Below are 25,281 nucleotides of genomic sequence, written 5' to 3'. Positions count from 1 at the left end.
ATGACGCTTTCAAAATATAAAGTCAAGCTTTGCCACTTTTGCTCCAAATAACGGTGCGCAAAGTTGCCTTGTTGCTTCTGGACAGCGTGCTAGCGGAAATCTATCGGCTGTTGCTCTTGTCAGGGTAAATCAGATTTTGGTACGTATCATCCCCGAATTTTCTCGGGTGCCTAAGGAGGTCGATGATGCGACGTCAAATGCTGAAATGGATTGCTGGCAGTTTTGCTCTCGGTAGTGCTTTTGCGCTGGGGCAGGGTTGGCTCGTTCCGCAGCGGCTCGACGCGGCCGACGTGCCTAACCTGAAGACAACGCTCGAACGCGGACTTTATGCCCGTACTCCCGAGCAATTCGAGTTTATTGCCCTGGTTGTCGAGCTTGTTGAGCAGGACCGACTCGAGCTGAAGATGGTTTACTCGACCTTTCAGTGGTCTCGTAAGTACGATAAAGGGCGCCGCTACTATTACTTCGAGGCCGCGATTCGCAAGCGTGCTGGCGATCTGGGGATTCCCGTTTAGTCTGATTTTTAATTCGTAAGCCTACGAATTACTTGACCAGATTTCGAATTCCGCGAGAATCGTTTCGAGAAGAGCGAAACTACCGCGCTTCCGTGCGGTTAATTCTAAAAGAGCGGCCACACCCTACCCACCTTTGCCGCTCCCTCCCGGAACAGTTCAGACAGAGGAAATACGAGCATGAATCTTAAGGAATCTACCTGGACCAAAATTACACAAGTGGTTTTGCCTGGGTTAGTTCTTTTTAGTGCGTTGGCTTACATGCATGGGCCAAGCTACGTTGCCTATTTTCAGAAAGAGTACTTGGCCTACAGCATGCCCCGCGAGTCGCTGTGGGGACCGGTTAAGTACAACGTTCGGCTCAAGGCACAATTCGTTTCCGAGTATGGCGACGATTGTCAGGTATTCGTGATCACCGACCTTGAACCGGCCAAAGACGCCAAGACCAACCGCCAGGAACTGATCCTGGTCGATAAATGGAGCCGCATTGTCGATCGCCAGGTCACGACCGACGTGGGAGCCATCCGCAGCACCCACCTGAGCCCGCAAGATGGCTACGCGATGCTCGAGGTCATCCGCAGCGTTCCCGAAAACCGCCGTCAGGCCGAGATCGTCCATTACCAGGTCACAGCGGAAGAGATCGCCATGGTCGACAGCGAGACGCGCGACCTGACCCCCGATTGGGATTGGCACAATGGTCCACCGCGTCGTCGCCGTGGCGAGGAAGATTATCGTGGACGACGCTGGGGCGACCGTCCTCAGCCGACGCCTGAGCAGATGGAAGAATGGAATCGTCGTCGCCAGCGTTGGGAAGGGCGTCAGCGCGAAACGGCTGCCGACGTGGCCATGGCCAATGATGATCACGACCTAGACCACGAAGCCATTCCGCCTCGCGGCGAACGAAATCGCCGCGACGAAGATGCCAGCGAGGTGACTCGCTCAGACGACAAAAAAGACGTGAAGCGAACGCGCTCCATGGGCTCCGATAACGAGCGACTGCTCGATGTCAGCCGTCTTGGAGGGTCCCGAGATGAAGCAACCGAACTCGTTGCGACCCCACGTTAGTCGCTGATAGGCTTCGGCCATATTATTCACGACGGCATCTTCGACTTTACCGTCTGGGCAGTGGATCACCAGGGAAACATGTTGCGGAATGAATGCTATCACTCGGTGCCGAATATTGGCATCGGTGACCCAGACCGCAGCATTCTCCGCCACGGCAAATTCGCCGGGCAGAACCGCATAGTCGACATCTTCTAGGTCGTGCGGATCTTCGACGCGCGCCAGGTCAACGGTTCCCACAAGCCCCTCGATGCAGCTGACGGTCTTCTTCGCTTCCGTATAAGCAGGAACCTTGGCGAGTTCTTCCGTCAGGCCATCGATACCTTCGACGGCAATCGCCGTTCCGCCGACCGCTTGTAGAACCTCGCCGAAGTGGGCAACGGCATCGTCATATTGGATCCATTCTTGATCCAGGCTTGGCAGGTCGGCCGACGGGACCAGCTGGTTGCGGACCGACTTCAGGATGTGATCTTTGCTGCTCATCAGTTGTCGCTTTTCTTCTTCGCTCGTTGGGCGTACTGCTTGCGGAAACTTTCCGGCGGAGCCTCCGGCATCTCGCGATTACGTCCCCAGGGATTCAGCGAGTTGTAGATCAGGAACCGCGGCATCGTTCGCAGGAAGAACTTACCGACGCCCCCCAGCCATGCATACAGCTTGGGCCGCTGGAAGACGTACGACGCGATCCGCATCGGCATCGTCTTCGACATCGGCAACTGCTTTTGATTCTTCACTTCGGTGCGAAGCGTGAGCAGCTGTTCGTGCAGGTTGATCTTCACCGGGCAGACATCGCTGCAGCTGCCGCACAGCGTACAGGCAAACGGCAGCGTCTTGTGATGTTTCGCATCGCGTAGCGGATTGAGGATCGAACCAATCGGTCCGGGGACGGTTGCCGCGTAGCTGTGGCCGCCACTGCGACGATAGACGGGGCACGTATTCATACACGCACCACACCGAATGCACTTGAGCGAATTTCGGTAGTCGTCGCTGTTCATGATTTTGCTGCGGCCGTTGTCGACCAGCACGATATGCAGTTCGCCTCCTTCCACGGGACCATGGAAGTGCGAAGAGTACGTCGTGATCGGCTGTCCGGTCGCGCTGCGGGCCAGCAGTCGCAGGAAGATACTGAGGTGGTCCACTTTGGGAATCAGCTTCTCGATGCCCATGCAGGCAATGTGAACCTTCGGCAGCGAAACACCCAGGTCGGCGTTGCCCTCATTGGTGCAGACCACAAAGCCGCCGGTTTCCGCGATGGCAAAGTTGACCCCCGTGATGCCGACGTCGGCCTGGCAAAACTTCTGCCGCAAGTGCTGGCGTGCCGACTCGGTCAGGTAGTTCGGATCGTGATTGCCTTGTTCGGTATGCAGGTGTTCGTGGAACGTGTTGCTGACATCTTCCTTCTTCAGGTGAATGGCCGGCATCACGATGTGCGAAGGTGGTTCTTCCCGCAGTTGAACGATGCGCTCTCCCAGGTCGGTATCGACCACTTCGATGCCATGCTTCTCGAGCCACGGATTCAAGTGGCACTCTTCGGTCAGCATCGACTTCGACTTAACGATCCGCTTGGCTTCGTGCTTTTGTAGAATCTCGAGCACGATGCGATTGTGTTCTTCGGCGTCTTTCGCCCAGTGGACGGTCACCCCGCGGGCTGTCGCGTTCTTCTCAAACTCTTCCAGGTAGTCGGCCAGCTTGCTGACGGTGTGGGCTTTGATTTGAGAAGCACACGAGCGAAGCGTTTCCCATTCGGGCAAGCTCTTTGACATGCGGTCGCGCTTTTCGCGGATGAACCACAGCGACGAATCATGCCAATGGGTACGTTCCTGGTCTTTGTTGAACTGGTTGGCGTTGGTTGGGTGATCGTAGCTTTTTATGGCGCTCATTGGGGTACCTCGTATCCGGCGAGGATCTCGGCTATATGCATGACGCGGATGGGCTGCTTCTCGCGTTTGATCAGACCTGCCAGGTGCATCAAGCAGGACATGTCGCCAGCGGTGAGAACCTGGGTGCCGGCCTGAAGATGGTCGGCGATCCGGTCGCGGCCCATCGTGCAGCTGACCGCTTCTTCAGAAACCGCAAACGTGCCACCAAAGCCACAGCACTCGTCTTTTCGTTTCAGTTCGGCAAACTCGACACCATCCAACAGCGCGAGCAGTTGACGCGGCTTATTGAACTCAGGTGCGTTCAGTTCGCTATCGCTGGCCAGGCGAAGTTCACGCAAGCCGTGGCAGCTTGAATGCAGGCCCACCTTGTAAGGAAACTTGACCGGCAGCGATTCAACCTTCAGCACGTCGACCAGGAACTCGCACAGTTCGTAGACCTGCGTGCGAATGGTGTCGTACTTCTCGTCGTTGTGCAGCAGGTGGTCGTAGTGGTTCTTCACCATCGACACGCAGCTACCACTGGGACAAACGATGGCGTCGTAGCCAGAGAAGATTTCGACAAACCGCTGGGCCAACGGCAAGGCATCGGTGTCGCAGCCGCTATTGAGCATGGGCTGCCCACAGCATGTTTGGGCTTCCGGAAAATCAACGTCGACTCCCAGTTGCTCCAGCAGCTCTAATGTGGCCATGGCAACGCGCGGGTAGAGTTGATCGATATAGCAAGGAACGAAAAGGGCGACGCGCATGATAACAAGAGAGCAGGGGAATCGAAGGAGCAAAACCGGGGCAGGCAATTGACTACCAGTATAACTGCTTAGCCGATCTTTAAGATGCAGATCAACTGAATGCTCGCGATTTTTCCTTGATCGTGTCCGATTGAATCAAATCGGTGACGGAAAACTCTACCCGCATGATCTGTCCAGGCGCTTGCGGGTGGGTGGCTGCCTGGTGGCCTGACAGAATCTCCAGGCAATCCTGAATCCGCGGACTGTCGGCCAAGTCGCCGTGACCGTCATCGGAAATGCTCAGCTGAAGCCGGTCGTCCTCTTGGATCAGTTCCACTTCCACGTTCTGGGCGAATCGATTGCGGCGGATCTGATCGAACGCTTCGCGAACGAGTTGAATCAGGGCGCATTCGCACAGGGGAGCGAGGCGATCGAATTCGACATCGTGATGAAACCGTACGCTTTCAACCGTTGCTTCCAAGTGTTCGGCCAAACGCTGCAAGCTGGCGACAACTCCTTCGTCTTGAACGAGCGTGGGCGACATGCAGTTCATGACGCGTCGCGTTTGATACAAGCTTTCGCGAAGCAGGTCGATTGTGGCTTCGAGCGAGTCGTCCATGCCGTCGAGTCGTTGATGAAGAGCTTCCATCTGAAATAACGCAGACGTCAGATTCGGCAAACTCAAATCATGTAGATCGAGGGCCAGGAGTTGTCGCTCGTGATCCTGATCCGCCCGCATAAACTGCAGAAACGCTTTATCTTCCAATAGCTGAGCATGCAGGTCGCGGAGCGTTTCCAGCTCGAGCTTGAGCTGCAGATTCTCTTGTGTGAGATGACTTACATTCGGGTTTGCGTCGTCTTCGCTGTGTCTTAATGCCACCAGGGCGGTCACGCTAATGGCGATGGCCAAGATTGCAAAAATCGTTGTCATTGCTGGACTTGGAAGCAATGTTGGCACGACGGATGCAGTAATGCCACCGGCCGCGGCCAGAAGACCGAGCGCGGAAATGATGAGGCAGCATGTTCGTTTGGCACGCACCGTTGAAGATCCTCAATCGGGCAGACGAGCGAGGGACAATTCGTATGCATTGTTAATAACACCCCGCAACTTGCGAATCTGCCCCTCCCTCAGGTTGGATGTGTATAGCGATTATATATTTTGCCCAAAATACACAAGAACCTAATTTATCCTGGTCATCGCAGCCGTTAAAATCGAACTTTGCCAGTTAAAGCTGATGAATAACCTACTGTTGAAGAGGTGTCGGGTGAGACACCCTTTAGGCCTACTTGTTTTCAGAAAGTTTCTGGGGGAAAGATTGAAAATGCTCCGTGTTGTTTTAGTTCTAGCGATGGCCTTCTTAAGCATTCCGCAAATCGCGGAAGCGGGCCGGCGGCACTGCCGAACAAGCTGTGCTTCGCCATGTGTAACCAGCTGTGACACCGGTTGTGGTACAGCATCCTGTTCTTCGTGCGGCGAAGCTGCACCTGTCGAAATGGTCGAAAAGACCGTGATGGTTCCGACCACTGTGATGGAAACTCGCACCGTCACCAAGACCGTTTGTAAGCCTGAAACGCGAGAAAAGACTTACAAGGTGTGCAAGCGCGTTCCTGAAACGAGCTACGTCACCAAAGAGTACACCGTGAGCGTTCCGTCTTGGGAAACCAAGGTCGTTGAATACACCGTGTGCAAGCCTGTTTACGAAACCAAGACGGCTACCAAGACCGTCATGGTTCCCGTAACCAAGACGAAGATGGTCGATTACTGTGTCAAGAAGCCAGTCTACGAAACCAAGACTGGTACCAAGACCGTTATGGTTCCTGTAACCAAGACGAAGATGGTTGACTACTGTGTCAAGAAGCCTGTCTACGAAACCAAGACTGGCACGAAGACCGTGATGGTTCCGACTTGGGAAACCAAGCTGGTTGAATACACCGTCTGCAAGCCAGTCTACGAAACCAAGACCGGTACCAAGACCGTCATGGTTCAAGATTGGGAAACCAAGGTCGTCGACTACACGGTTAGCAAGCCAGTCTGGGAAACCAAGACCAAGACCTGCACCGTGATGGTTCCTCACCAGGAAGAACGCTCCGGTACCAAGACCGTTTGCAAGATGGTTCCTGAAACCATTACCAAGACGCGCTGCGTTGATCGTGGCTGCTGGCAGACCAAGTGCAGCACCGACTGCTGTGGTTGCCCAACGACCTGCAAGGTTTGGGTTCCTAACGTTGTCGAAGAAGCCTACGAATGCACGGTCATGAAGCCGGTTACCGAAGAAGTGCCGTACACCTACACCGTGTGCGTCATGAAGCCGGAAGAACGTACCCAGACTTACAAGGTCTGCAACATGGTCACCGAGACCAAGCAGAAGGAAGTCAAGCACATGGTCTGCCGTCCAGAAACCAAAGAGTACACCTACCAAGTGTGCAAGATGGTTCCTGAAACGCTGACCAAGGAAGTCAAGCACAAGGTTTGTGTTCCCGAAACTCGTGAATACACCTACCAGGTCTGCAACTACGTGACCGAGACCAAGCAGAAAGAAGTCTCGTACACCGAATGTGTTCCGGAAACGCGTGAGTACACCTACCAGGTTTGCAACTACGTGACCGAAACCAAGCAGAAGGAAGTGCAGTACACCGAGTGCGTTCCACAGGAACAAGAGTACACCTACAAGGTGTGCACGATGGTTCCTGAAACCAAGACCAAGGAAGTTAAGTACATGGTCTGCAACACGGAAACTCGTACCAAGGAAGTCCCAGTGACGACCTACAAGAACGTGTACGAAGACAAGGTTTGCACCTACACCGTCATGGTTCCACACACCGTGACCGAAGAAGTTGAAGTTGCCGTCTGCAAGATGGTTCCTAAGACCATCCAGGTTCCTGCTTGTGGTTCGCCATGCAGCAGCTGCGGCGGTTGCAGCACCTGCGGAAGCTAACTTCGGCCTTCGCCTGACTCGATAAACCTCAAAAGCCTGGGATCACACGATCTCAGGCTTTTTTCATGCGCCAGTCGCTGGGGAAAGGATATGCCTGAAGCGGAGGTGCCTAAAAGGCCTCGGGTCCCAGGTATTCAAACCGAGGCATTTCCTGCCCATCGACCGTGACCGACTCGACGAACATCGCCAGGGGACGCACCCACAGGCTCTTATCGCCGTAATCCTTGCGGTAGACCACCACCGGCTCTTCGGTCTCGCTATGCCGTGCAACGCCCAGCACGACGTACATAGGGCCCTTGTAGTGGCGATAACGACCTGGTCGAAGTTGATCACTCGGATGGTTCATGGGTGTTCTCGAAGCTGACACTAGTAAACGTGTCTGTAAGATACGGGAAGATTTGCCTTAGCGTTAAAATGCGGCCTAGGCCCACATAAGGGACAACTCGCGACTAAGTACTATTCCTGTCCCGGAATTCCTCGGCACTTTTTCGACTGATGACCCAGCCCCGACCGTGCATCTTCTGGCCCTTTATTTTGCCTTCGCGTGCTAGGCGACACACGTACTCAGCGGATGATAGACTCATTATTTCTGCTGCTTCTGCTGTGCTGATACCGTCGTCTATCTTGATTGCTTTTTCGGTAGAATTAATGTCTGGCTTCGCTGATCTGACTGGGTGAGTTCTGCGGGTTCCGTTCTGAATTTCGTAGGCCAGAGCAATCACGTCTGAACGCTCGTATAGCGTCAAGTGACTGTTGACTTTATGTCCGTTCAACTTCCCTTCATTGACGAGCTGCCATACTCTATATCGGGTTACCCCCAAGATTTTCGAGGCCTGAGTGAATGTGATAGCGTCACGTAGGTTGTGCATCTGCCACTCTCCGTAAGCTGACGAATGACCGGATTTAGCTATACCTATCTGTACAGTACACCCAAAAATCAAGGCCGGAGGTATTCCGGCCGTAATTAAGGGTGGATAGAGGGATTCGAACCCACGACCCCTGGAACCACAATCCAGTGCTCTAACCAACTGAGCTATACCCACCACAATCGAAGCGACTTATCTTAAATGCCGCCTCGGCTTTCGTCAATCGGCCGGCCCCGCTGATTTCTGCAAGACCAGCAATTTTCATGGTTTACGTCGACTACTCAACGATAAACGGGAACTTCTCGTCTGCCTGGGCGTTGGAAAGCTGGACCAGGAACGGGGCCAGGCGGTTCACCAAAAGCTCCATTAATCGGTCTCCTTTTTCGGCCGTCGCCTCGTGGGGATTGCCTGAGCCGCTGTTGGTGGTCAGCAAGTGCCAGGGGCGGGTGATCGAAACCCAGCCGTTCTCCAAGGCCTCCATCTGCATGGGCCTGGTCGCTCCGGAGTCAGCGTCAAACGATCCATCTGGTCGTCGGGCGACCAGCTCGGGGCGGTACGCCAAAATCATCGAGGTTTCCATTTCGCCGGCGTGATCTTCCTTGTGGGTGAAGATCTCATGGTATTCCTCGTCGCTGAATGCCTTAAACCAGTTGCACAGGAAAACATGGGCTTCCGTTTTTCCATACAGCTCACGCAGCAGCGGTTTCATCTCGTTCCCTCCGTGGCTGTTCAGCAAAACGACCTTCTTGATCCCACTTTGCACCAGCGATTGGATAAGGTCCGTAACCACGGCAAACAGCGTTGACGGGTCAACATTCATCGCCAGTGGAAACTGCCGCATGTTGGTCTCGGTCCCGTACGGCATCGTCGGCAAGAGAATAACCTTCGCGCCTTGGTTGTGGGCCGCTTCGCAGATCCGCTCGCCGATCTGAGTTCCTTCGTAATCGTCCGTTCCATACGGCAAGTGAAGATTGTGCGGCTCGGTCGCGCCCAGGGGAAGCACGGCGACTTCGTACTGGGTGTTCTTAACGTGGCCGTAGTTAACTTCAGAAAGTTTCCAGGGACGAGGGGCAGACATCGGTGCGGCTCCAGCAGGAAGGAAGGGAAGTGGAGGAGCACTCGATTTTAAAGGTCTGCTTAGTGGTGAACCACCACCTTCGGCAACGATTGCTTCAAACGCTCGATCCCCTGCGGCGTGACCTGCGTCTGCCGGGCATCGATCATCTCCAGGTTTTTTAGCCGGGCAAGCTGCAGCAGACCTTCGTCACCAACCTGTGTGACCGCCAACCGTAGGACCTTCAATTTTGATAGCCCGCGCAGATGAGCAAGGCCGGCATCGGTGACCGGCGTACCACTGATGTCAAGTTCTTCCAGCGTGCTCAGCTTACCCACGGTGGCCAAGCTGTCATTGCTGATCCGCGTGGTAGCAATACTCAAGTCACGCAGCGATCGGCAGCGTGTCAGATGGGCAACGCCGCTATCGGTGATCTCGGTCTTGGTGAGGTCCAGCCAACGCAGCTTTTCAAACGTACCGATGCGGGACAGGGCCGCATCCGTAATCCCATCCATCGTAGCGAGTACCAGGTCGGTGGTCGGGGCACTTTCAGGCAGCGCCAGGATATCTTGGTCGCTGACCGTGAGAAACTCTCGATAGACCCCGTCGTAACCGACCGCTGATGAGTCCTTCACGGTCTCATTTAGTGAATGAGCTCGATCGCGTCCCAGGTAGATCTCTTTCAAGTAATCAATAAACGGTTCGCGCCATTGGGTGGCGCTCGGTGGGTAGTCGAGAAACATCTGCGCGACGCCAGCCGACTGGCTATAGATCGCCCCGATGTCAGGGCTCTTCTGGAGGTCATCTCGGCTCATGCCCGCCAGTTCCTCGATCGGCAGATGGAACCCGCCGGTGAAGTACCGATTTCGAGCAAACTGCAATCGCGAAGCATCTACGCCACCTAGCGTGACGTACCCGTCAAAGATGCGGAGCGACTCCATGTACATCGCCACGCCTTCGATCGCCCAGAAGTTGAAGTTCAGCCCCACCTCTTTCGAGGCCGAGCGATACTCTTGAAACAGCTGATGCGAGACCTCGTGATGCCAGGTTGCGTGGGCCGCTTCGCTCTCATCGTGGAAGAGGTACACCTTCTCTTCATCGAACTGGTAGATTCCCAGCGTGATACCAATCCGCGGTTGGACCTGTTCCAGGTAGCTGACATACTCGCCGCGTGTTTTGAACAGGACGACCTCAAGCTTCTTTCGCACAGGGCTCGGCGAGCCTCCGTCGAAGTAGCCGGCCAGCTGCAACTCGTTGCTCCAGTAGCTGAAGAACATCTGCTCCCACGCCGAATAGACAATCTCCAAACGCTCGCCCAGCTTCAGACCTTCCGCCTCGCTGAGATTGGTCATGATTTGAAAGTGGGGCGTATCGATCTGCCAGAAGCTTCGGGCCGGCCAGTCGAACTTGGGATGCTGATACCGCGGCTGCTTGGCTCGCGTCACCACGCCAGGGCGACGCCATGTTCCATTGACGTTGGCATAACCGAGGATCCGCCGCGCATCGGCGTGGTCGGGGTTCTCGCGCAGTACCTCGTGCAGTGTTTGGTACGACCTTGCTCCTTGCTTGGCGATCAACAGTTCCTGGGCATGCTTGTACAAGGCATCGGCGTGCGCGTTTCGGATGGTGCGAAACTTCTGATACCAAAACTGGACCAACTGCGAAGCGTTGTCGTCAGGCTGAAGCGGATCACTTTCGGGCACCAGGTAAAAGAGGTTTGCCTGGCCGTACCGAGGAACGATCCACGTGCGGGTAAGCTCGGCCTGCTCCGGCAGTTTCACCTCGTCGCACTTGGCTGCCAACTCGCTTAGCTGCGTCTGAAACCGCGCATCGATCTCTGCCCGAGACGGTGCTTCGGTCTGCATCGTCACGGCCGAAAGGATCAGGATGGCAGCGGAGAGTTGCAAGGCGGTTTCTCGAAAGGTGCGACAGGGATCGTATTACTCTAGTGTGATGTCAAACGGACATTCTTGCCAACTTATGGCCTCGGCGCATGAAAAAACCGAGCCGGAAAATACGTCTGGCTCGGTTTGTTTCGTTTGTAGCGATTAGCCGGAAAGCTCCCTCAGGCGAGAGGGAATAGGAATCGCTTATTGCTTTTCTTTGTCGAACGCCGAATCGAACGCCACGTCGCTTGGGGCGAAGTCGATGCTGCGGACGAACTCGCACGACTCTTCGGCACCGTGCAGACGATCCATGCCGCTGTCTTCCCATTCGATGCTCAGCGGGCCGGTGTACTTGATGTCGTTCAAGGCGCGGATGATCTCTTCAAAGTTCACGCCACCATGGCCAGGGCTGCGGAAGTTCCAACCGCGGCGGTGATCGCCGAAGTCGATGTGGCTGCCCAGGATGCCACTGCGTCCGTTGAGGGTCGTGATCGCGTCCTTGATGTGGACGTGATAAATGCGGTCGGGGAAGTAACGAATGAACTCGACTGGATCGATGCCTTGCCACAGCAGGTGGCTTGGGTCGAAGTTAAAGCCGAACTCTTCGCGATGGCCGATCGCATCCAAGGCCTTTTCGGCACTGTAGATGTCGAAGGCGATTTCGGTTGGGTGGACTTCCAGGCCGAACTTGATACCGCATTCGCCGAAGACATCCATGATCGGATTCCAGCGATCCGCAAACAGCTTAAAGCCGTCGTCGATCATCTTCGGAGGAACCGGCGGAAAGCTATACAGGAGGTGCCAGATGCTGCTGCCGGTGAAGCCGTTGACGACCGGCACACCGAACTTCTGAGCAGCCCGGGCAGCGTTCTTCACGGCTTCGGCAGCACGATCGTTCACGCCGGCCGGATCGCCATCGCCCCAGACCGATTCCGGCAGGATCGACTTGTGACGTTCGTCGATGATGTCGCAAACGGCCTGGCCGCAAAGGTGAGTACTGATCGACCAGCAACCCAGGTCGTATTTGTCGAGCTGCTCGCGTTTCTTATCGCAGTAGTCATCTTCGGTGACGGCGCGATCCACTTCAAAGTGGTCCCCCCAGCAAGCTAATTCGAGACCGTCAAAACCAAACCCTTTCATGGTCTTGGCCATATCGTCCAGTTTCATATCGGCCCATTGGCCGGTGAACATCGTGACTGCGCGAGCCATGCTCTGCTCCTTTGCGGGGTGAAAAACGCGTCGATGGTTTGTCAATGGAAAAGTGTGGGAAACCACAGAACCGATTATTTTGTCCCTTCGCTTGCGTCGTTGCAACCACTCAGAGACCGCCAGTAAGGGAATTCCAAGGGTAACGATTCTGCCAATTCCCCGGCTGCGCGCCAGGCGGGTGCTATATTGGAGCGTGGACGAGAACCGAAAGGGAACAGGCATGACTCAACTGCGCGCTCTATTAACGACCTTGATCTTCGTTACGCTCTCGGCGTCGGCTTGGGCTGATCATCGCGTGACGCTCGATGTGATCACCGAGAAAGGCCTGTCGATCACGGCCCTGCAAGAGTGGACGCGGCTGCTCAACGACAAGGGAGCCGATTCGGTCAAACTGCGCAGTGGTCGCGAGGGGGAGAGGGTCGGGATCGAAGAAATCAATCTGGGCCGGACCCAATCGTATCGCGTGACGGCCATCCTGGGGCGTGATCAAACGCTGCATATGCCTGACGGCAAACGCTTCACCAAGCGAAACCTGGGAGAGCTGCCGCAGTGGTTTCAGCGCATCAAAGTGGGTGGCGAAGACGAACTAATGCGCCAGCCAGCCAGCGACGGCATGACCCGCGCTGAACGCAACGAAGTTTTGCTGAAGCTTTCCAAGCCGCTCGATTTCAACACCCAGGATCAGCCGCTGGCCGAAACGCTAGGGGCGGTCCGTGAACTGACAGGCCTGAATTTCAGTGCTTCGCCGGCGATGATTGCCCGGGTGAAGATGCTCAAAGCGAAAGACGAACTTAACGGCTACTGCGCCGGCACCGCCATGGCCATCCTGCTTCGCGCGCATGGTTTGATCGTTGTGCCCAAGCGAGAAGTTGGTGGCGTCGTCAATCTGCATGTCCTGCCGATGGGAGTCAGCGACGATGCCTGGCCGGTTGGTCAGCCGCTGAAGCGGAGCCCGGCCGATACGTGCCCGGTGCTGTTTCAGTTTATTGAAGTCGAAATCAATCGGACGCCGCTTGAGAAAGCGCTCGGTGCGATCGGGCCTCGCTTGAATACGCCTATGTTCTTCGATCACTACAAGATCGTCAAAGACAACATCGATACCGACGTGGACGTTCGCTTTCCGAAGGACAAGACGTTCTACAAGAAGATTCTCGACCACATTCTTTACCAGGCCTTGCTCGGGATCGATCTGAAAGTGGACGAAGCCGGCAAGCCGTTTCTGTGGATTACGTCCGCCAAGCGTGGCTGATCTGGTGAAAAGCTTTGCAGGCTCGCCTGTCGTGTGTATAAAATAACGCAGTGTGCAGCTGGCAATTGTCGCCGGCTGCCGGACCTACCTCCTTAATTTCTCTCTGCGTGTGCATATGACTCGCCAGCTTCCCAAAACGTTTCGGTATCTTCTGCTCGTGTTGTTGTTGATCGTTGGTGTCGAGGCACTCGATGCCGCCGAGCTTGCGGCCTGGAAGAAGCAAGGAGGCAACGAAAGCTACTTCATCGACAGTGGCAGCGGAAAGTGGTTGGAGGTCGATGAAAAAGGTAGTTCCATTCGCTTCGAGGAACTACAGCGCAGCGACGACGGCGTCGAGATCATTGACCGAGGCCGACAAATCAAAATCTGGCTTAAGCCCAAGCAGGCCGAGCTGTCGGTCGGTGGCCGTCCGTATCAGCAGTGGGTGAGAGGTGACTGGACGAAGGCCGACGAACTGCCGGAATTCGCCCAGGTCTCACCAATCGATCACAAGGTACGCCTGATCTACTTCGTGCCGACCGATCGTGAGCCGAAGGCCGGCTACCGCGAGAAGATCAACACGTTGATGCACTTCGTGAACGAGACCTACAAGTACGAGTTTCGTCGTCGCGGTCTGCCCGATCGTGGACTCGTCTTTCAAACCGACGACGATGGCACCCCGATCGTGCACCTGGTGCGCGGTAAGCATCCGGCGAAGCACTACAACGGCGCACCGAACTACGATGCGTACTTTCAACTCCGACAGCTTCAGCCAGAGATCCCCCGCAGCATCGGCTCGCAGTCGACCCACCTGGTGATCACATTCGCTGAGACCTACGACGAAGGCCCGCACCAATTTGAATGGCCCGGGGGTATCGCACTGGGTGGCTGGCGTTCGGCCGATGGCGGCACGGCGAACTTCTCGGCGTGGGTCTTACAAGACATGTTCTGTGCGACGTCGGTTGCCGAGCAGGAGAAGCTCTTTCAAGATCGTACGCCCATCGAAGGACGAACGGCGCTGGGGCACGGCCGACCGAATTCGCCACGGTTTGAATTCATCGAGGACGGCTTCGGTGCGGTGATCCATGAAGTGGGGCACGCGCTAGGCTTGCCGCACGATCAGCGTGACGATCGTCACTACATCATGGGCAATGGCTTTCGCAAGATGCAAGCCAACCTCGATCCCAACACGCCAGTCTCAGGCCGAGCTCGATTCTCCGATGCCAATGCCAACATCCTGGCATCCTCACGGCTGCTGAATCCTGACGTCGATATCACCGACAACGCCGGACCTCAGTTGGAAGTTCAGCTCGAACCGACCGATAAGCCGAACGTTTACCAGGTAAGCATCCAAGCCAAAGACGACCGCGGTGTGAAGGCCGTTCTTTACTACGATGATGTCCGTGGAAGCGTTGTCGGCGGAAAGCAACTCGACGGCACCGCAGACGACGATCAGCGCGAGCTGGAACTGAAGACCGACGCGCAGAAGAAAGAGGTTCGCCTGCAAGCCAAGGTGATCGATCAAGGAGGCAACATCATCACCGTCCAAGCGGTGCGGCCGACGTCTTAATTACCATCGACCAGGGCGGTAGTCAGGCCCAAAGCCTGATCCGTAGCCATACCCGCCGAAGCCGAACCCACGGAACTCACTTCGTGGGAGTGCGGATCGATAGTGGGAAGTATGAATTTTCTGGGTAGCTGGTACGGCATGCTGGACACTACGCCCGCGCCATGCGCGACGCCAGCCTGCTTCGGCATTGCTTACCCACAAACAGCCTGCGATCAGCATCGTGAAAACAAGAAGGGGACGGGTCAACCTTATTCTCCTCAAAGGTGAGACTTGCCAAATGAAAAAGTGACGCCTGTCCGAAGACAAACGTCACCTGAGTGAGGCACTTTTCGTGAATGCTTAGAAGCCTACGCGGAAACTGACGCCTGGTCCGTAGCCATAACCATAGCCGTATCCGTAAGCGGGATACCCGTAGTAGCCATAGCGATAAGTTGTGACCGGTCGGTAGTAATAGCGGGGCTCATGGTAGTATCCGGGGGCGCCGTACGCCGGGCCGTAGTAATAGCTACGGTAACTGGGGCCGCGGTAGTAGGTCGTGACGCGACCCGGGTAGCTGTAGTAGCCGTAATTCGCGACGTAAGGTCGATAGTAACGACGAGGTCCAGCATCGGCCTCGGGCAGCGAGATACACATCATTCCGCCAACGAGAACAGCGGCCAACAGCAGCGTACGGATCATGGCTTTACTCCTCTGAGTCGCCAGGAAGAAGATTGGTTAACTCCCTCTTTGCCATTGTTAGCGATGCCAAGGCCAGAGCCAAGCAAGAACCTTTGAAACCGCTTGAATTGACCGCGCATAAAAAAAGACACCGCGCCGATGCGTGACCAGCGCGGTGTCTTTCTGATATTCGTTACCTACTTGGCTTAGCGGCAAACACCGTTTGCGCAACCGCTGCTTTGGGTCTGGCAACCTTGGCTACCGCATGACGAGTAACCGCTGTAGCAGCTGCCCTGGTAGGTGTTGTTGTAGCAGCTTCCGCGATAGACGGTCGAACAACCGCGATAGTGGTGACCACCACAGCGGCGATGACGCCAGCCAGCTTCGCTGACCGAAACCATCGACAAACCAACCAACAACGCGACGGTCATAAGCAATGCTCGGACCATGAAAATCCCTCCTTAGGTATGCATAGAAATGGGGGTACTGGCACATCATCACGGCTCGTTGCCGCATGATGCTTGGGGAAAGGTGAATTCCTTTAGACCAACAGTAGGCATCAATGGCGGCAAGGAAAGTACCCTCACTCACATTTGCAGATCAATTCCGCGAGAAACATAAGCGGATGCGGAAAGCCGACGAGATCATCGATCAACGTTGATGGCAAACGGGGCTAAGGGCATAGATAGGGGGAACCCCGATGCGGAATGTCAGGCAATTCGTCGACTCGCTGAAAGTAGAAATCGATCAACTGGTTATCCCCCAGTACGCCGGACGGGGGCGTGTTGGAACGCACCATCACCTTGTACGCACCATCCCGCAGCAGCAGCGTTTGCTCTTCAGGGCACTCGACATTCCAGTCCATCAAGTCGTAAAGGTCGCGGAAGCAAACCTTTCCGCCAATGCATCGAAACGGCAACGACAGGCTGAACTCGTGTTGTTCGGCACACATAGCCGGTTTACCGCGCTGCACACGCAGACGAAACGTGCCTGGCGTCCCTGTGCAGAAGCCAACGATCGAGCCGGCTCGCACGTGCCGCCGCACATCGGGGACGTTCGTGTAGTGGACACTTAAGTAGTCGTCCCCCGGTTCGATGTGCGCAGCGTTATGGGGGGAATAGAAAATGATGCCCAGTCCAACTGTTTCCAGTTGGATGGACTTAACGGTCGAATCCACGAATTTGCCGCCCCTGAAAGTTTTGCCGGTAATGGCTTTCTGGCCGAAAGGTTCTCTATTTTAAAAGCCGCTTCATGGCCGATGCAACGCCGAGGGCCACTTCGGCCATTCGCTCGTAATCGAGCGTGTCCGGCGTATCGCTCGCTTGATGGTAGTTGGGATTCCGTACGAAGGCCGTGTCGGTCAGCATCAGCGCCGGATAGCCCTGTTCCCAGAACGCCCGGTTATCGCTCAGAAAGATGAACTCAAATTTGTCCGGCAGCGCAAGCGCCCACAGCGGCAACCGCGAGCCCCGTTTGAACCCGCGATGAAACTGATACGCCAGCTTCCACGAAGCCAGGTTCCCCAGCGCCGTCAGAAAGTTGCCCCGCGTGGGTAGCGGCCAGGTCAGCCACTTGGGGATCTCTTCGGGGTAGGGCTGCGAGCCGGGCTCGTCCTTGAAGTAGCCCACCATCTCCAGGCAGAGCATGCCGACGATGTTGTCGCCGCGCTCTTTTGACGACCGCGCATGGTGCTGGCTGCCCATTTCGTTCACGTTGAAATAGGGAGGCTCTTCACAGGCAAACGCGACGTACCGCGCGGTACGCTTACCGACGTGATCTTTCAGCAGTCGGCTCACTTCCAATAGCACGGCCACGGCCGAAGCGTTGTCGTCGGCACCCGGTGTCGAACGCACCGTGTCGTAGTGTCCGCCCAGCACGACGATTTCATCGGCGCGGCGGGTGCCTGGCGTTTCGACAACGAAGTTCGTGGCGATGTCGGACAGCGCGTTGAAGGGTTCCTCTTGGATCGTATAGCCCATCTCTGACCACTGCTGGCGCAAGTAGCCCATGGTCGCATCCATCGAGCCAGCTCTTTGGAAACAACGCGGGCCAATCAAACCGGCCAGGCAATCGACATGCTTAAACAGCCGCTCTTGCAGGGCTTGCTTCTCGTTGTTGTTCATCCTGCTGCCACCTCACGTGGGTCGCGATTCCTGTTTCGGAAAAACTTTCCGCGCGCACTATCTTATGGAAGCGCTTGGCGTGTAAATTCCAAGTACGACACACAAACCAAACGAAGGTTCCATGGTTCGCCAGCTTGTCCTCGTCGGACACGCGGGTGAAGGTACCTCGACTTATTCTCGATTGCCAGCGAAATATTGCCGACGTTTTCTACCTAAGCCGAACGAGGTTCGCCATGTCCGATGCCAACGAAAGATCTGAAGGGAATACGCCCCAGGTAATCGTGCGCGCAGGCAAAACGTTTCTCTGCACGGCATGCGGCACGCTGGTGGAAATACCCGCCGATGTCGTCGGGCAGTTGGTGCTGGTGGGCGATCACGCGCCGCAAGCGGATGATTCCGAAGAGAAACCAACCACGCCTGATCCACCAGCTTCGCACGAATCGAACGACCAACCAGAAAGCCTACCGGCTCCCGCTTCTCAACCACACCGCGCGGAACCCGTTCGGTTAAATGATCCTCCGCCGCGACCCAAGCGTCCACGACAGCCTAAGCGGGATTCTTTCGTCCACCAGATGATCGACGGGCTTCGCGTTCCCTCGAGTAACGAACTCGATCGCGCGTTTACCTGGGTGAGCTTCCACCTGAAGGTTCTCGACCGGCAAGGGAGCGAAATCAAGCGGCTGAAGAAGCGATTGAAGCAGCACGCGACGTCCACGGTGCCAAGCCCAAGTCGCCTTAGACGTGCGAACGAGGTCACCCGACCAGAACCAGTTGGCGCGATTGTTGGTGTGACACAAAGCCACGCCCAAGCGGAATTGGGCGTGCCACTCGTTTCGGATACCGAACACCCCCGCGGCCCACCCTGACAAGGCAAACGAATCCTGTCCCCTCTCCCCATAGCAACATTATTCACCAGCTAGCAATAAAAGGAGTTCACGTACTAGGCTAGGTAGTTGTGTACGAATTCCCAAATTGGGAGCCAAGCCATGGAACGTGAACTCTGGATTGCATTATACAAATTGGCTCGCCAGTGCGACGCCAATCCCTGGTGGGCGATGACAAAGTTTTTTCGATTGGGAGATCGTGAGCGTCTACTTGTGGGCGGTTATTCACGATCGACCAACCTGCTGGGCATGCGAGCCGGGCAACTGGCCTGACGATCTCAGGCCTCGGAAATTACCGTCTCAACCGACGATGAGCCGACGCTTGCCAACCACGGAAGTTCAGGCACTGCTCGCTCAAATGGAACGGTGCATGATCGCGGTGGACGATTTCGGTTTTGTCATGCTCGTTGATGGCAAGCCGCAAATGGTGAGTCATTGCAGCAAGGATCCCGATGCCCGTTGGGGCCGCGCACGACGCGGCTACGGCAAGGGCTACAAGGTCCACGCGATCTACGGCTCGAGCAGCATGCCGCTGGCCTGGGATGTCGAACCGCTCAACGTGGCCGAAACGCCGGTTGCAGTTCGGCTTCTCCCGATCCTAGGGAGAGGCGGAGGCTATCTAGTGGCTGATCGTGGATACGACAGCAACCAGCTCCACGACGCGGCGATGGAAGCCGGTTATCAACTGGTGGCCGAAAAACTGCGACCAGGAAAAGGCTTGGGGCATTGCCGCCACAGCCCAGGACGAATTCGCTGTTTCGCCCTACTAGAGCAGGAGTTCGGTCGCGCCCTAATACGGTTCCGGAACCAGGTCGAACGAAGATTCGCCTGGCTTGGCAATCACGCCGGAGGCCTCGAACCACTACCCAACTGGGCTCGACGAATACACCGCGTCCGCGAGTGGGTTCAAGCCAAACTTCTGATCCATGCCATGTACATGCTCCTCAACCTTCATCCTCCACCGCTAGCTGGTGAATAATGTTGCATAGGGGCGAGGGGACAGGAGCGCGATGTAATTCATACCTCGCTGGGTGCCACACTCAGGTCTGCTTGGGCGTGCGGGTGATGCTTGCGCATGCGCTCTACCGGCGCCAGACTTGCCACCACTTTTTCGCCAGTGGATCGTGGGCCAGGTGATGGAAGTAATCCTTCCCTTCGCCAGGCAGGGAATCGTGGAACGAGAACCCAGTGATCCGGCGAGCCGTTTCGATGGGGACTTCCATCATGCAGTCGACCAATTGGTTCGAATCGTCCATCGCGGCTTGTTCGCCGGCGTACCAGGTTCGGATTTCATCCACCATGGGCGGCAACTTGCCAGTCGCTTCCATGTGGTGTCGTCCGGCCTGCAACTGACTGTCGTGGGTGATTTCCCAAGCCAAGCGGCCGTTTTTCCAGAACGACGTACTGGCATACATCAGGTGCTCTTCGACGGCACAGGTAATCAGATCGCAACGTTTCGACAGCCGACGCAGATTACGGGTATTGGCGAAGTCGCAGCGCTCGCTGACGACCAGGTACCAGCCGGTGGGAAGCGAGATGCCGGAGAGGGTCCCATCGGGGAACCCTTCATAAGTGTCTCCAGACTCCAGCCCCAATGCGTGAAGCATATCGTCCGGCGACTTCCCTGAAACTGCCAACCACGAATAAGCGAAACTCATGGTAACGACTCCCTTCCAAGCGGTGTGAAGAAGCTCACATGTTTGATGATAGAGAAAGCCGCCAGAAATGGGAATCGGGGAAAACACCACATCCCTAAGAGGTATCTTCCGGTACCTTGAATGCTCCCACGGCATGTACGCCGTCGTCGGAGATTTGATAGACCTCGGTCGAGATCGAGTAGGGGCTACGGGTATACTCCCTTACCACAACAGGGCCCACCCTTTGGGTCAACTCCTGATGCTGCGCGCCCCACATGTAAAGAAAGTCACGATCCGGCACCACGGCCATGACCGGCCAGCCGAGCTTCTCTTCGACCAGCTGCCGCAGGTTGGGGGCCAGGATCAGGGCCGCCTTGAAGGGGAGTTCGGTGATCACGTAACCCAGCGGCGTGCCGTCGACGGCCTGGGCTTCGAGCGTCGCCGCTTCCACCTCGCGGCCGAGATTGGCCAGCGCCTGTTCGCCAGCTGCTTCGGCGGAAAGGCCCAGTGTTTCCAGGATCTCCGGCGTGACCCAGGTGATCATGCTTCCGCAGGCCGACAGGTGCACCAGGACCCGATCGACCGAGTCGCTAACGGCCTCGCAGTAGTCGGCTTTCTCCTCGTAGTCGTTGTGTTCAAGCGACCAGAAGAGACGATTGGCGGCGTAGTCGGCGTCGGTGGTTTCGACCGAAGCGAAAACCATATCGGCAAAGCGAGCCACGCGATCGGCATCGACGCCAGAGGCCAGCTCGCGCTCGAGGTTCTCGAGGCTGATCTTCAATTGGCTTTCGCCGACGGACACCAGGTGACAGCCTGACTCGGGATCGATCTCGAACGAGTACCCACGCTCGGTGAGTTCTCGTTCGAATTGTTCGCGGACGCTCATCGCGACATGACCTTTACAGCAAGTCGTTCAACTGATCGACCAGGCTCTCGAAGTGGCTCAGGGCCATATCGACCGGCTTGGGGCTTTCCATATCGACGCCGGCATCTCGCAAGAGATCCAGCGGATACTTCGAGCAGCCGCCCTTGAGGAACGAGAGGTAGTCGTCCAGTTCGGCCTTGCCGCCGTTGAGCACTCGCATGCTCAGGGCGATCGCAGCGGACAAACCGGTCGCGTACTTATAAACGTAGAACGCCCGGTAGAAGTGCGGGATGCGGAGGCATTCGAGCTTCAACTGCGGATCGATGACGAAGTCAGGACCGAAGTAACGTTCCAGGAGGCCTTGGTAGACTTCCTGCAGCGACTTCGACGTGAGAGGTTCGCCTGCTTCGCACATGGCGTGGGTGATCTTCTCGAACTCGGCGAACATCGTTTGGCGAATGATCGTGCCGCGGATGGCGTCGATGTCGCGGTTGATGAGGTAGGCCCGTTCGAGGTCGTTCTCGGCGTTCTCTTGCAGGTGCTGGCTCAGTAGCTGCTCGTTGAACGTACTGGCCACTTCCGCGACGAAGATCACGTAGTTGTAGTACTGGTACGGCTGGCTCTTAGCCGAGTAATAGCTGTGCATCGAGTGCCCGGCCTCGTGAGCCAGGGTGAACACGTCGTCCAGCACATCCTTTTTGTAGTTCATCAGGATGAACGGAGCCGCGTCGAAGCTGCCACAGCTGAACGCGCCGCTTTGCTTGCCGGCGTTGGGGTAACGATCGCACCAGCGGGCCTTGGTGAGGCCATCCTTCAGCACGTCGCAGTATTCCGGACCGAGTGGAATCATGGCATCCATGATCACGTCGACCGCTTCGTCCCAGGTGTGCTTCTTCTTGATGTTGTTCAAGATCGGCACGTAGGTGTCGTAGTGATGGATGTCCTTCAGCTTCATCTTGCGGCGACGCAGCTCGAAGTAGCGATGCACGGCCGGCAGATGGTTGTGGACCGAATCGATCAGGTTGTCGTAGACCGACTCGGGAATGTTGTCCGCGTAAAGGGCCTGACCACGAGCACTTTCGTAACCGCGGACCTTGGCGTAATAGACGTCTTTCTGGATCGAACCGGAAAGGGTCGCGGCGAGGGTGTTCTCGTGTCCTTCAAACTGTTGGTAGTACTGTTCGAAGGCCTTCTTGCGAACCTTACGTTCCGGCGAAAGAAGGAATTCCATCAGGGTCGAGTTGGTCAGTTCCTGCTCTTCGCCATTTTCGTTTTTGACGTTACCGAACTTCATGTCGGCATCGAGCAGTTGACGGAACGCTTTGCCGGCGGCCCCTGCCATTTCGCTTTGCATGGCCAGGATGCGTTCTTCCTTTTTGCCCAGCGTGTACTTCTTGTAACGCGTCATGCGTTCCAGGACGAGGCGATAGCCTTTGAGGACCGGATCGTCCATCAGTTCCTGCAGACGCTTGGCCGGAATGGCTTGGATTTCCGGAGCCATGTAACTGGCAGCCTGACCGAGCTTGCTGGCCACGGCTTGAAAGCGAGCCATGCGGCGTTGGCTGTCATCGTTGGCCTGGTCTTCGGTCGTTTTCAGAAACGCATAGATGCCGAGCTTCTCGCCAAGACGGTCGACTTCGGTATCGAACTTCAGGCAGGCCAACAGTTCCTTGGGACCTTTGGCCAACGTGCCACGAAACTTCTCGAAGCCGGCTTCCTTCTTGGCCAGCTTTTTGAAGTCTTTCTCCCATGCTTCGGGGTCAGGATAAAGGCTGCTTAAATCCCAGGTATCACCGGTGGCAACCTGGTCGCGTGTGAGGAGCTTTTTGACAGACTTCTTCGCTGCTTTGGCAGTCTTGGCCATGTTGGTTCCTTCTCAGGTTTCTCTAATCGCTAATCTCGAAGGCAATCGTACCGCGTAAAAGCGGATGGTTAAAGATTAGGTTGGGGGCAGTTGGAAGTGTTCAGTTTTCAGTTTTCAGGAAGAGAGAGAAGGGGAGGGACCACGGATTACACGGATGGGCGCGGATAAGAAGTCGGATGAGTGGTTAGTGATGGCACAAAAAAAGGGCATCAGAGATGCCCGATATATCTTGGCGTAATCCACGTTTGATCATCCAGCCTACCACTGGAAGACAGTCGTACCCCACGATAGCCCGGCACCGAAGCCGCACATCAGGATTTTGTCGCCGCGGTTGATCAGACCTTTTTGCATCGCTTCGTCGAGCACAAGCGGGACACTGCCGGCCGACGTGTTGCCGTACAGGTCGAGGTTGACCACCATTTTCTCGCGCGGGAAGCCGAGGTTCTCGCAGGCCGCGTCAATGATGCGGACGTTGGCCTGGTGCAAGAGGACGAGCGAGATGTCGTCTGGCGTGAGATTGGCGCCGTACAGGACATCGCGGATCGAATCTTCGATCACACGCACAGCCCACTTAAAGACGCTGCGGCCATCCATGTACAAGTACTGCTTGCCTTCGGATAGGCCTTGTTCGGTGAGGGGCTCGCGAGAACCACCGCCTGGGACGCACAAGAGCGGACCGCCATCGCCTTCGCTACCAAGCGTGTAAGACAGCATGCCCTGGTCGTCGCCCGCCGGTCCGAGAACGACTGCCCCGGCGCCGTCGCCGAACAACGGATAGGTCTTCTTGTCTTCGGGGTTCGAGATCCGCGAGAGCAGATCGGCACCGACGACCAAGGCTCGGCGGCTGGTGCCGGTCTTAATGAACTGGGCCGCCGTGATCATGGCGTACAGGAAACCGGCACAGGCCGCACTGACGTCCATCGCTGCGGCACGAATGCCGAGGCGTTCCTGGAGTCGACAGGCGGTCGAGGGCGTTGCCGAGTCAGGCGTGAACGTACCGACCACGATCAAATCGATCTCGTCGGTCTCGATGCCGGCCGACTTGATCGCCGCGATGGCGCTTTCGTAGGCCATATCGCTGGTGGCGATGTTTTCCGGAGCGTGACGACGCTCACGAATGCCGGTGCGCTGGATGATCCACTCAGGATCGCATCCCAGCGACGAGAGGTCTTCATTGGGGACGACCTTCTCCGGCACGTAGCTGCCGGTACCAAGAATCTGAAAGCCCATCAGTGAACGAAGATGACTTCGCCCAGAGGGAACTGGGCGCGGAGACGTGGTGTCACTGCGGGGAGAGGAATTGGGTTGCGCCGTCGCCATGCTTTCGTTTCGTGAGGGAAGCTCGTGCCGGAAAACGATTAATGTACCAGAAATCCCCCAAGTTCTCATGCCTATTCCCGTTAACAGGCACGCGATTCTGTGGGAACTACTGTCAGAGAATTATAGAAGTTCCGCTCGCAAGGCCACCGGGTCGACGAAGACCGGCCCATCGAACGGGGTAGGGAAGACGGCCACTCTCAGCCGCATGCGGACCAGCTTATCAACCCAACGTTCGTTGAAGCTGGAGAGCTTGATCATCTTAGGGGAGTGTTGTCGCCATTTATCCGTAGCGCAAAGGCGGGCATGTTGTTCATCCGGCCAAACGACCAAGGCCTTCTTGCCGTCTTCGTCGGTCGCTTCGGCCCAGCCATCGACGTACAGTCCCCACATCTCTTGCGAATCGCTGACCTTGTGGATGAACATTTGTAGTCGATCTGGACCGCTTAAGTCGACAGCTCCGGCAAATCTGCCTGAGGACATATCATCACTCCCGAATTGCTGTTCCGCTTGGCTAGGGAAAAGAGGGTTGAAAAGTTCAGTGACACTTCTCACGCCGGCTGGCCAAGTCGGTGGAAAGAAGCAGATCAGAGTTCGTTGCCACTTACGTCTTCGCGTTTGATCGGCACAAGGACAGCCTCTTCGCAGATGGCCGAGTCAAACAACCCGTCTCAAATGATAACGGAAATTTGACGCTGCTTCACCCAGGTCGGTAGCTGAACGAAATACACGACGATCACCAGGCGTTTCGTACCAGCGGCTATTCGCCCTTCGATCGTCCTCCTTGGAAGATGCCGAACACACGCTGCGTTGGCGTGTCCTTCGAAGCGAACAAAGGGTGATCACGGTCGACTGGATAGGGGGGCTGAAATCAACCTTGTCTTTGACGGTTACGGTGACGTTTTGGTCCGATCTAGGCATCGTTCAGGCACCATCAAACCGAGGTAGGTCGCCTGCGGTCGTCGAAGCCGGAGACGCATCGGGGGCGGCTGCCCCGAGCGACTCCGAG

At 56.3% G+C, this 25,281-nt stretch carries 25 protein-coding genes and 1 tRNA gene; 7 read left to right on the top strand and 19 right to left on the bottom strand.

Translation table 11 applies throughout. The features are described 5' to 3' along the window. Positions 1-182: 182 nt before the first annotated feature. Positions 183-515 carry a hypothetical protein gene (locus PSR63_RS09400; RefSeq protein ID WP_274332697.1) on the top strand — a complete coding sequence of 111 codons (333 nt, stop codon included), beginning with the start codon at positions 183-185 and terminating at the stop codon, positions 513-515. Positions 516-1,451: 936 nt separating this feature from the next. On the opposite strand, the gene PSR63_RS09395 is transcribed toward PSR63_RS09400, so the two are convergent. The 4 genes from PSR63_RS09395 to PSR63_RS09380 all read right to left on the bottom strand — a co-directional run bounded on the left by PSR63_RS09395 (position 1,452) and on the right by PSR63_RS09380 (position 5,107). Further along, a complete protein-coding gene (locus PSR63_RS09395; RefSeq protein ID WP_274332695.1) occupies positions 1,452-2,057 on the bottom strand; it encodes a LutC/YkgG family protein in 606 nt (201 codons plus the stop codon). Beyond that, the gene (locus PSR63_RS09390; protein WP_274332692.1) at positions 2,057-3,451 is read right to left on the bottom strand and encodes a LutB/LldF family L-lactate oxidation iron-sulfur protein; all 1,395 of its coding nucleotides are present in this window, start codon (positions 3,449-3,451) and stop codon (positions 2,057-2,059) included. Before PSR63_RS09390 ends, PSR63_RS09395 begins: the two co-directional genes overlap by 1 nt. Next, the gene (locus PSR63_RS09385) at positions 3,448-4,197 is read right to left on the bottom strand and encodes a (Fe-S)-binding protein (protein WP_274332690.1); all 750 of its coding nucleotides are present in this window, start codon (positions 4,195-4,197) and stop codon (positions 3,448-3,450) included. Before PSR63_RS09385 ends, PSR63_RS09390 begins: the two co-directional genes overlap by 4 nt. A gap of 91 nt (positions 4,198-4,288) precedes the next feature. After that, positions 4,289-5,107, bottom strand: a complete 819-nt coding sequence (locus tag PSR63_RS09380) for a sensor histidine kinase (RefSeq protein WP_274332688.1) — start codon at positions 5,105-5,107, stop codon at positions 4,289-4,291. 391 nt (positions 5,108-5,498) lie between these two features. On the opposite strand from PSR63_RS09380, the gene PSR63_RS09375 reads away from it, so the two are divergent. Beyond that, complete coding sequence (locus PSR63_RS09375; RefSeq protein ID WP_274332686.1) at positions 5,499-7,112, top strand: hypothetical protein; 1,614 nt, start codon at positions 5,499-5,501, stop codon at positions 7,110-7,112. A 109-nt stretch (positions 7,113-7,221) separates the two neighbouring features. Here PSR63_RS09375 and PSR63_RS09370 read toward each other — a convergent pair whose 3' ends face one another. The 5 genes from PSR63_RS09370 to PSR63_RS09350 all read right to left on the bottom strand — a co-directional run bounded on the left by PSR63_RS09370 (position 7,222) and on the right by PSR63_RS09350 (position 12,127). Then, positions 7,222-7,458, bottom strand: coding sequence for a DUF1653 domain-containing protein (locus PSR63_RS09370; protein WP_274332684.1), 237 nt, complete (start codon positions 7,456-7,458; stop codon positions 7,222-7,224). Positions 7,459-8,081: 623 nt separating this feature from the next. Continuing rightward, positions 8,082-8,155: transfer RNA gene (locus PSR63_RS09365), tRNA-His, on the bottom strand. Positions 8,156-8,255: 100 nt separating this feature from the next. Then, a complete protein-coding gene (locus tag PSR63_RS09360) occupies positions 8,256-9,056 on the bottom strand; it encodes a creatininase family protein (RefSeq protein ID WP_274332682.1) in 801 nt (266 codons plus the stop codon). 59 nt (positions 9,057-9,115) lie between these two features. Continuing rightward, the gene (locus tag PSR63_RS09355) at positions 9,116-10,939 is read right to left on the bottom strand and encodes a hypothetical protein (RefSeq protein ID WP_274332680.1); all 1,824 of its coding nucleotides are present in this window, start codon (positions 10,937-10,939) and stop codon (positions 9,116-9,118) included. Positions 10,940-11,122: 183 nt separating this feature from the next. After that, positions 11,123-12,127, bottom strand: a complete 1,005-nt coding sequence (locus tag PSR63_RS09350) for a sugar phosphate isomerase/epimerase family protein (protein WP_274332679.1) — start codon at positions 12,125-12,127, stop codon at positions 11,123-11,125. A gap of 220 nt (positions 12,128-12,347) precedes the next feature. On the opposite strand from PSR63_RS09350, the gene PSR63_RS09345 reads away from it, so the two are divergent. Both PSR63_RS09345 and PSR63_RS09340 read left to right on the top strand, forming a co-directional pair. After that, positions 12,348-13,376, top strand: coding sequence for a hypothetical protein (locus PSR63_RS09345; protein ID WP_274332677.1), 1,029 nt, complete (start codon positions 12,348-12,350; stop codon positions 13,374-13,376). 115 nt (positions 13,377-13,491) lie between these two features. Next, positions 13,492-14,925: a hypothetical protein gene (locus tag PSR63_RS09340; protein ID WP_274332675.1), complete on the top strand. Its 1,434-nt coding sequence runs from the start codon at positions 13,492-13,494 to the stop codon at positions 14,923-14,925. Here the strand turns inward: PSR63_RS09340 and PSR63_RS09335 are convergent, their stop codons facing one another. The 5 genes from PSR63_RS09335 to PSR63_RS09315 all read right to left on the bottom strand — a co-directional run bounded on the left by PSR63_RS09335 (position 14,926) and on the right by PSR63_RS09315 (position 17,705). After that, complete coding sequence (locus PSR63_RS09335) at positions 14,926-15,171, bottom strand: hypothetical protein (protein WP_274332673.1); 246 nt, start codon at positions 15,169-15,171, stop codon at positions 14,926-14,928. 93 nt (positions 15,172-15,264) lie between these two features. After that, on the bottom strand, positions 15,265-15,603 hold the full coding sequence (locus PSR63_RS09330) for a hypothetical protein (protein ID WP_274332671.1): 339 nt from the start codon (positions 15,601-15,603) through the stop codon (positions 15,265-15,267). Positions 15,604-15,788: 185 nt separating this feature from the next. After that, positions 15,789-16,031: a hypothetical protein gene (locus PSR63_RS09325; protein ID WP_274332669.1), complete on the bottom strand. Its 243-nt coding sequence runs from the start codon at positions 16,029-16,031 to the stop codon at positions 15,789-15,791. Between the two features lie 224 nt (positions 16,032-16,255). Then, positions 16,256-16,759 (bottom strand): hypothetical protein, encoded by a 504-nt coding sequence (locus tag PSR63_RS09320; RefSeq protein WP_274332667.1) that lies wholly within the window; start codon positions 16,757-16,759, stop codon positions 16,256-16,258. A 55-nt stretch (positions 16,760-16,814) separates the two neighbouring features. After that, on the bottom strand, positions 16,815-17,705 hold the full coding sequence (locus PSR63_RS09315) for a M28 family peptidase (protein WP_274332665.1): 891 nt from the start codon (positions 17,703-17,705) through the stop codon (positions 16,815-16,817). A gap of 233 nt (positions 17,706-17,938) precedes the next feature. On the opposite strand from PSR63_RS09315, the gene PSR63_RS09310 reads away from it, so the two are divergent. The 3 genes from PSR63_RS09310 to PSR63_RS09300 all read left to right on the top strand — a co-directional run bounded on the left by PSR63_RS09310 (position 17,939) and on the right by PSR63_RS09300 (position 19,568). Then, positions 17,939-18,571 carry a hypothetical protein gene (locus PSR63_RS09310; protein ID WP_274332663.1) on the top strand — a complete coding sequence of 211 codons (633 nt, stop codon included), beginning with the start codon at positions 17,939-17,941 and terminating at the stop codon, positions 18,569-18,571. A 120-nt stretch (positions 18,572-18,691) separates the two neighbouring features. Continuing rightward, entirely contained in the window at positions 18,692-18,862 is a 171-nt protein-coding gene (locus PSR63_RS09305) for a hypothetical protein (RefSeq protein WP_274326707.1), read from the top strand. Between the two features lie 37 nt (positions 18,863-18,899). Then, the gene (locus tag PSR63_RS09300) at positions 18,900-19,568 is read left to right on the top strand and encodes a transposase (RefSeq protein WP_274326708.1); all 669 of its coding nucleotides are present in this window, start codon (positions 18,900-18,902) and stop codon (positions 19,566-19,568) included. 103 nt (positions 19,569-19,671) lie between these two features. Here PSR63_RS09300 and PSR63_RS09295 read toward each other — a convergent pair whose 3' ends face one another. The 5 genes from PSR63_RS09295 to PSR63_RS09275 all read right to left on the bottom strand — a co-directional run bounded on the left by PSR63_RS09295 (position 19,672) and on the right by PSR63_RS09275 (position 24,755). Beyond that, positions 19,672-20,247: a hypothetical protein gene (locus PSR63_RS09295; RefSeq protein ID WP_274332661.1), complete on the bottom strand. Its 576-nt coding sequence runs from the start codon at positions 20,245-20,247 to the stop codon at positions 19,672-19,674. A 94-nt stretch (positions 20,248-20,341) separates the two neighbouring features. Further along, positions 20,342-21,112: a hypothetical protein gene (locus tag PSR63_RS09290; protein ID WP_274332659.1), complete on the bottom strand. Its 771-nt coding sequence runs from the start codon at positions 21,110-21,112 to the stop codon at positions 20,342-20,344. 13 nt (positions 21,113-21,125) lie between these two features. Beyond that, positions 21,126-22,955 carry an oligoendopeptidase F gene (gene pepF / locus PSR63_RS09285; RefSeq protein WP_274332657.1) on the bottom strand — a complete coding sequence of 610 codons (1,830 nt, stop codon included), beginning with the start codon at positions 22,953-22,955 and terminating at the stop codon, positions 21,126-21,128. Positions 22,956-23,213: 258 nt separating this feature from the next. Then, positions 23,214-24,275, bottom strand: a complete 1,062-nt coding sequence (locus tag PSR63_RS09280; protein ID WP_274332655.1) for a beta-ketoacyl-ACP synthase III — start codon at positions 24,273-24,275, stop codon at positions 23,214-23,216. A 120-nt stretch (positions 24,276-24,395) separates the two neighbouring features. Beyond that, a complete protein-coding gene (locus PSR63_RS09275; protein WP_274332653.1) occupies positions 24,396-24,755 on the bottom strand; it encodes a DUF2750 domain-containing protein in 360 nt (119 codons plus the stop codon). Between the last annotated feature and the right edge of the window lie 526 nt (positions 24,756-25,281).

Origin of the sequence: Bremerella sp. P1 (assembly GCF_028748185.1) — a bacterium.
Lineage (GTDB): Bacteria > Planctomycetota > Planctomycetia > Pirellulales > Pirellulaceae > Bremerella.
The sequence above is the reverse complement of the archived record's forward strand: the minus strand, read 5'-3'. Positions and strand labels throughout refer to the sequence as shown.

What these genes read in the sequence shown, in the direction of transcription:
- PSR63_RS09400 (WP_274332697.1), top strand. Translation starts at nt 183, where the DNA reads ATGATGCGACGTCAAATGCTGAAATGGATTGCTGGCAGTTTTGCTCTC.
- PSR63_RS09395 (WP_274332695.1), bottom strand. Translation starts at nt 2,057, where the DNA reads ATGAGCAGCAAAGATCACATCCTGAAGTCGGTCCGCAACCAGCTGGTC.
- PSR63_RS09390 (WP_274332692.1), bottom strand. Translation starts at nt 3,451, where the DNA reads ATGAGCGCCATAAAAAGCTACGATCACCCAACCAACGCCAACCAGTTC.
- PSR63_RS09385 (WP_274332690.1), bottom strand. Translation starts at nt 4,197, where the DNA reads ATGCGCGTCGCCCTTTTCGTTCCTTGCTATATCGATCAACTCTACCCG.
- PSR63_RS09380 (WP_274332688.1), bottom strand. Translation starts at nt 5,107, where the DNA reads ATGACAACGATTTTTGCAATCTTGGCCATCGCCATTAGCGTGACCGCC.
- PSR63_RS09375 (WP_274332686.1), top strand. Translation starts at nt 5,499, where the DNA reads ATGCTCCGTGTTGTTTTAGTTCTAGCGATGGCCTTCTTAAGCATTCCG.
- PSR63_RS09370 (WP_274332684.1), bottom strand. Translation starts at nt 7,458, where the DNA reads ATGAACCATCCGAGTGATCAACTTCGACCAGGTCGTTATCGCCACTAC.
- PSR63_RS09360 (WP_274332682.1), bottom strand. Translation starts at nt 9,056, where the DNA reads ATGTCTGCCCCTCGTCCCTGGAAACTTTCTGAAGTTAACTACGGCCAC.
- PSR63_RS09350 (WP_274332679.1), bottom strand. Translation starts at nt 12,127, where the DNA reads ATGGCTCGCGCAGTCACGATGTTCACCGGCCAATGGGCCGATATGAAA.
- PSR63_RS09345 (WP_274332677.1), top strand. Translation starts at nt 12,348, where the DNA reads ATGACTCAACTGCGCGCTCTATTAACGACCTTGATCTTCGTTACGCTC.
- PSR63_RS09340 (WP_274332675.1), top strand. Translation starts at nt 13,492, where the DNA reads ATGACTCGCCAGCTTCCCAAAACGTTTCGGTATCTTCTGCTCGTGTTG.
- PSR63_RS09330 (WP_274332671.1), bottom strand. Translation starts at nt 15,603, where the DNA reads ATGATCCGTACGCTGCTGTTGGCCGCTGTTCTCGTTGGCGGAATGATG.
- PSR63_RS09325 (WP_274332669.1), bottom strand. Translation starts at nt 16,031, where the DNA reads ATGGTCCGAGCATTGCTTATGACCGTCGCGTTGTTGGTTGGTTTGTCG.
- PSR63_RS09315 (WP_274332665.1), bottom strand. Translation starts at nt 17,705, where the DNA reads ATGAACAACAACGAGAAGCAAGCCCTGCAAGAGCGGCTGTTTAAGCAT.
- PSR63_RS09310 (WP_274332663.1), top strand. Translation starts at nt 17,939, where the DNA reads ATGTCCGATGCCAACGAAAGATCTGAAGGGAATACGCCCCAGGTAATC.
- PSR63_RS09305 (WP_274326707.1), top strand. Translation starts at nt 18,692, where the DNA reads ATGGAACGTGAACTCTGGATTGCATTATACAAATTGGCTCGCCAGTGC.
- PSR63_RS09300 (WP_274326708.1), top strand. Translation starts at nt 18,900, where the DNA reads ATGAGCCGACGCTTGCCAACCACGGAAGTTCAGGCACTGCTCGCTCAA.
- PSR63_RS09295 (WP_274332661.1), bottom strand. Translation starts at nt 20,247, where the DNA reads ATGAGTTTCGCTTATTCGTGGTTGGCAGTTTCAGGGAAGTCGCCGGAC.
- PSR63_RS09290 (WP_274332659.1), bottom strand. Translation starts at nt 21,112, where the DNA reads ATGAGCGTCCGCGAACAATTCGAACGAGAACTCACCGAGCGTGGGTAC.
- pepF (WP_274332657.1), bottom strand. Translation starts at nt 22,955, where the DNA reads ATGGCCAAGACTGCCAAAGCAGCGAAGAAGTCTGTCAAAAAGCTCCTC.
- PSR63_RS09280 (WP_274332655.1), bottom strand. Translation starts at nt 24,275, where the DNA reads ATGGCGACGGCGCAACCCAATTCCTCTCCCCGCAGTGACACCACGTCT.
- PSR63_RS09275 (WP_274332653.1), bottom strand. Translation starts at nt 24,755, where the DNA reads ATGTCCTCAGGCAGATTTGCCGGAGCTGTCGACTTAAGCGGTCCAGAT.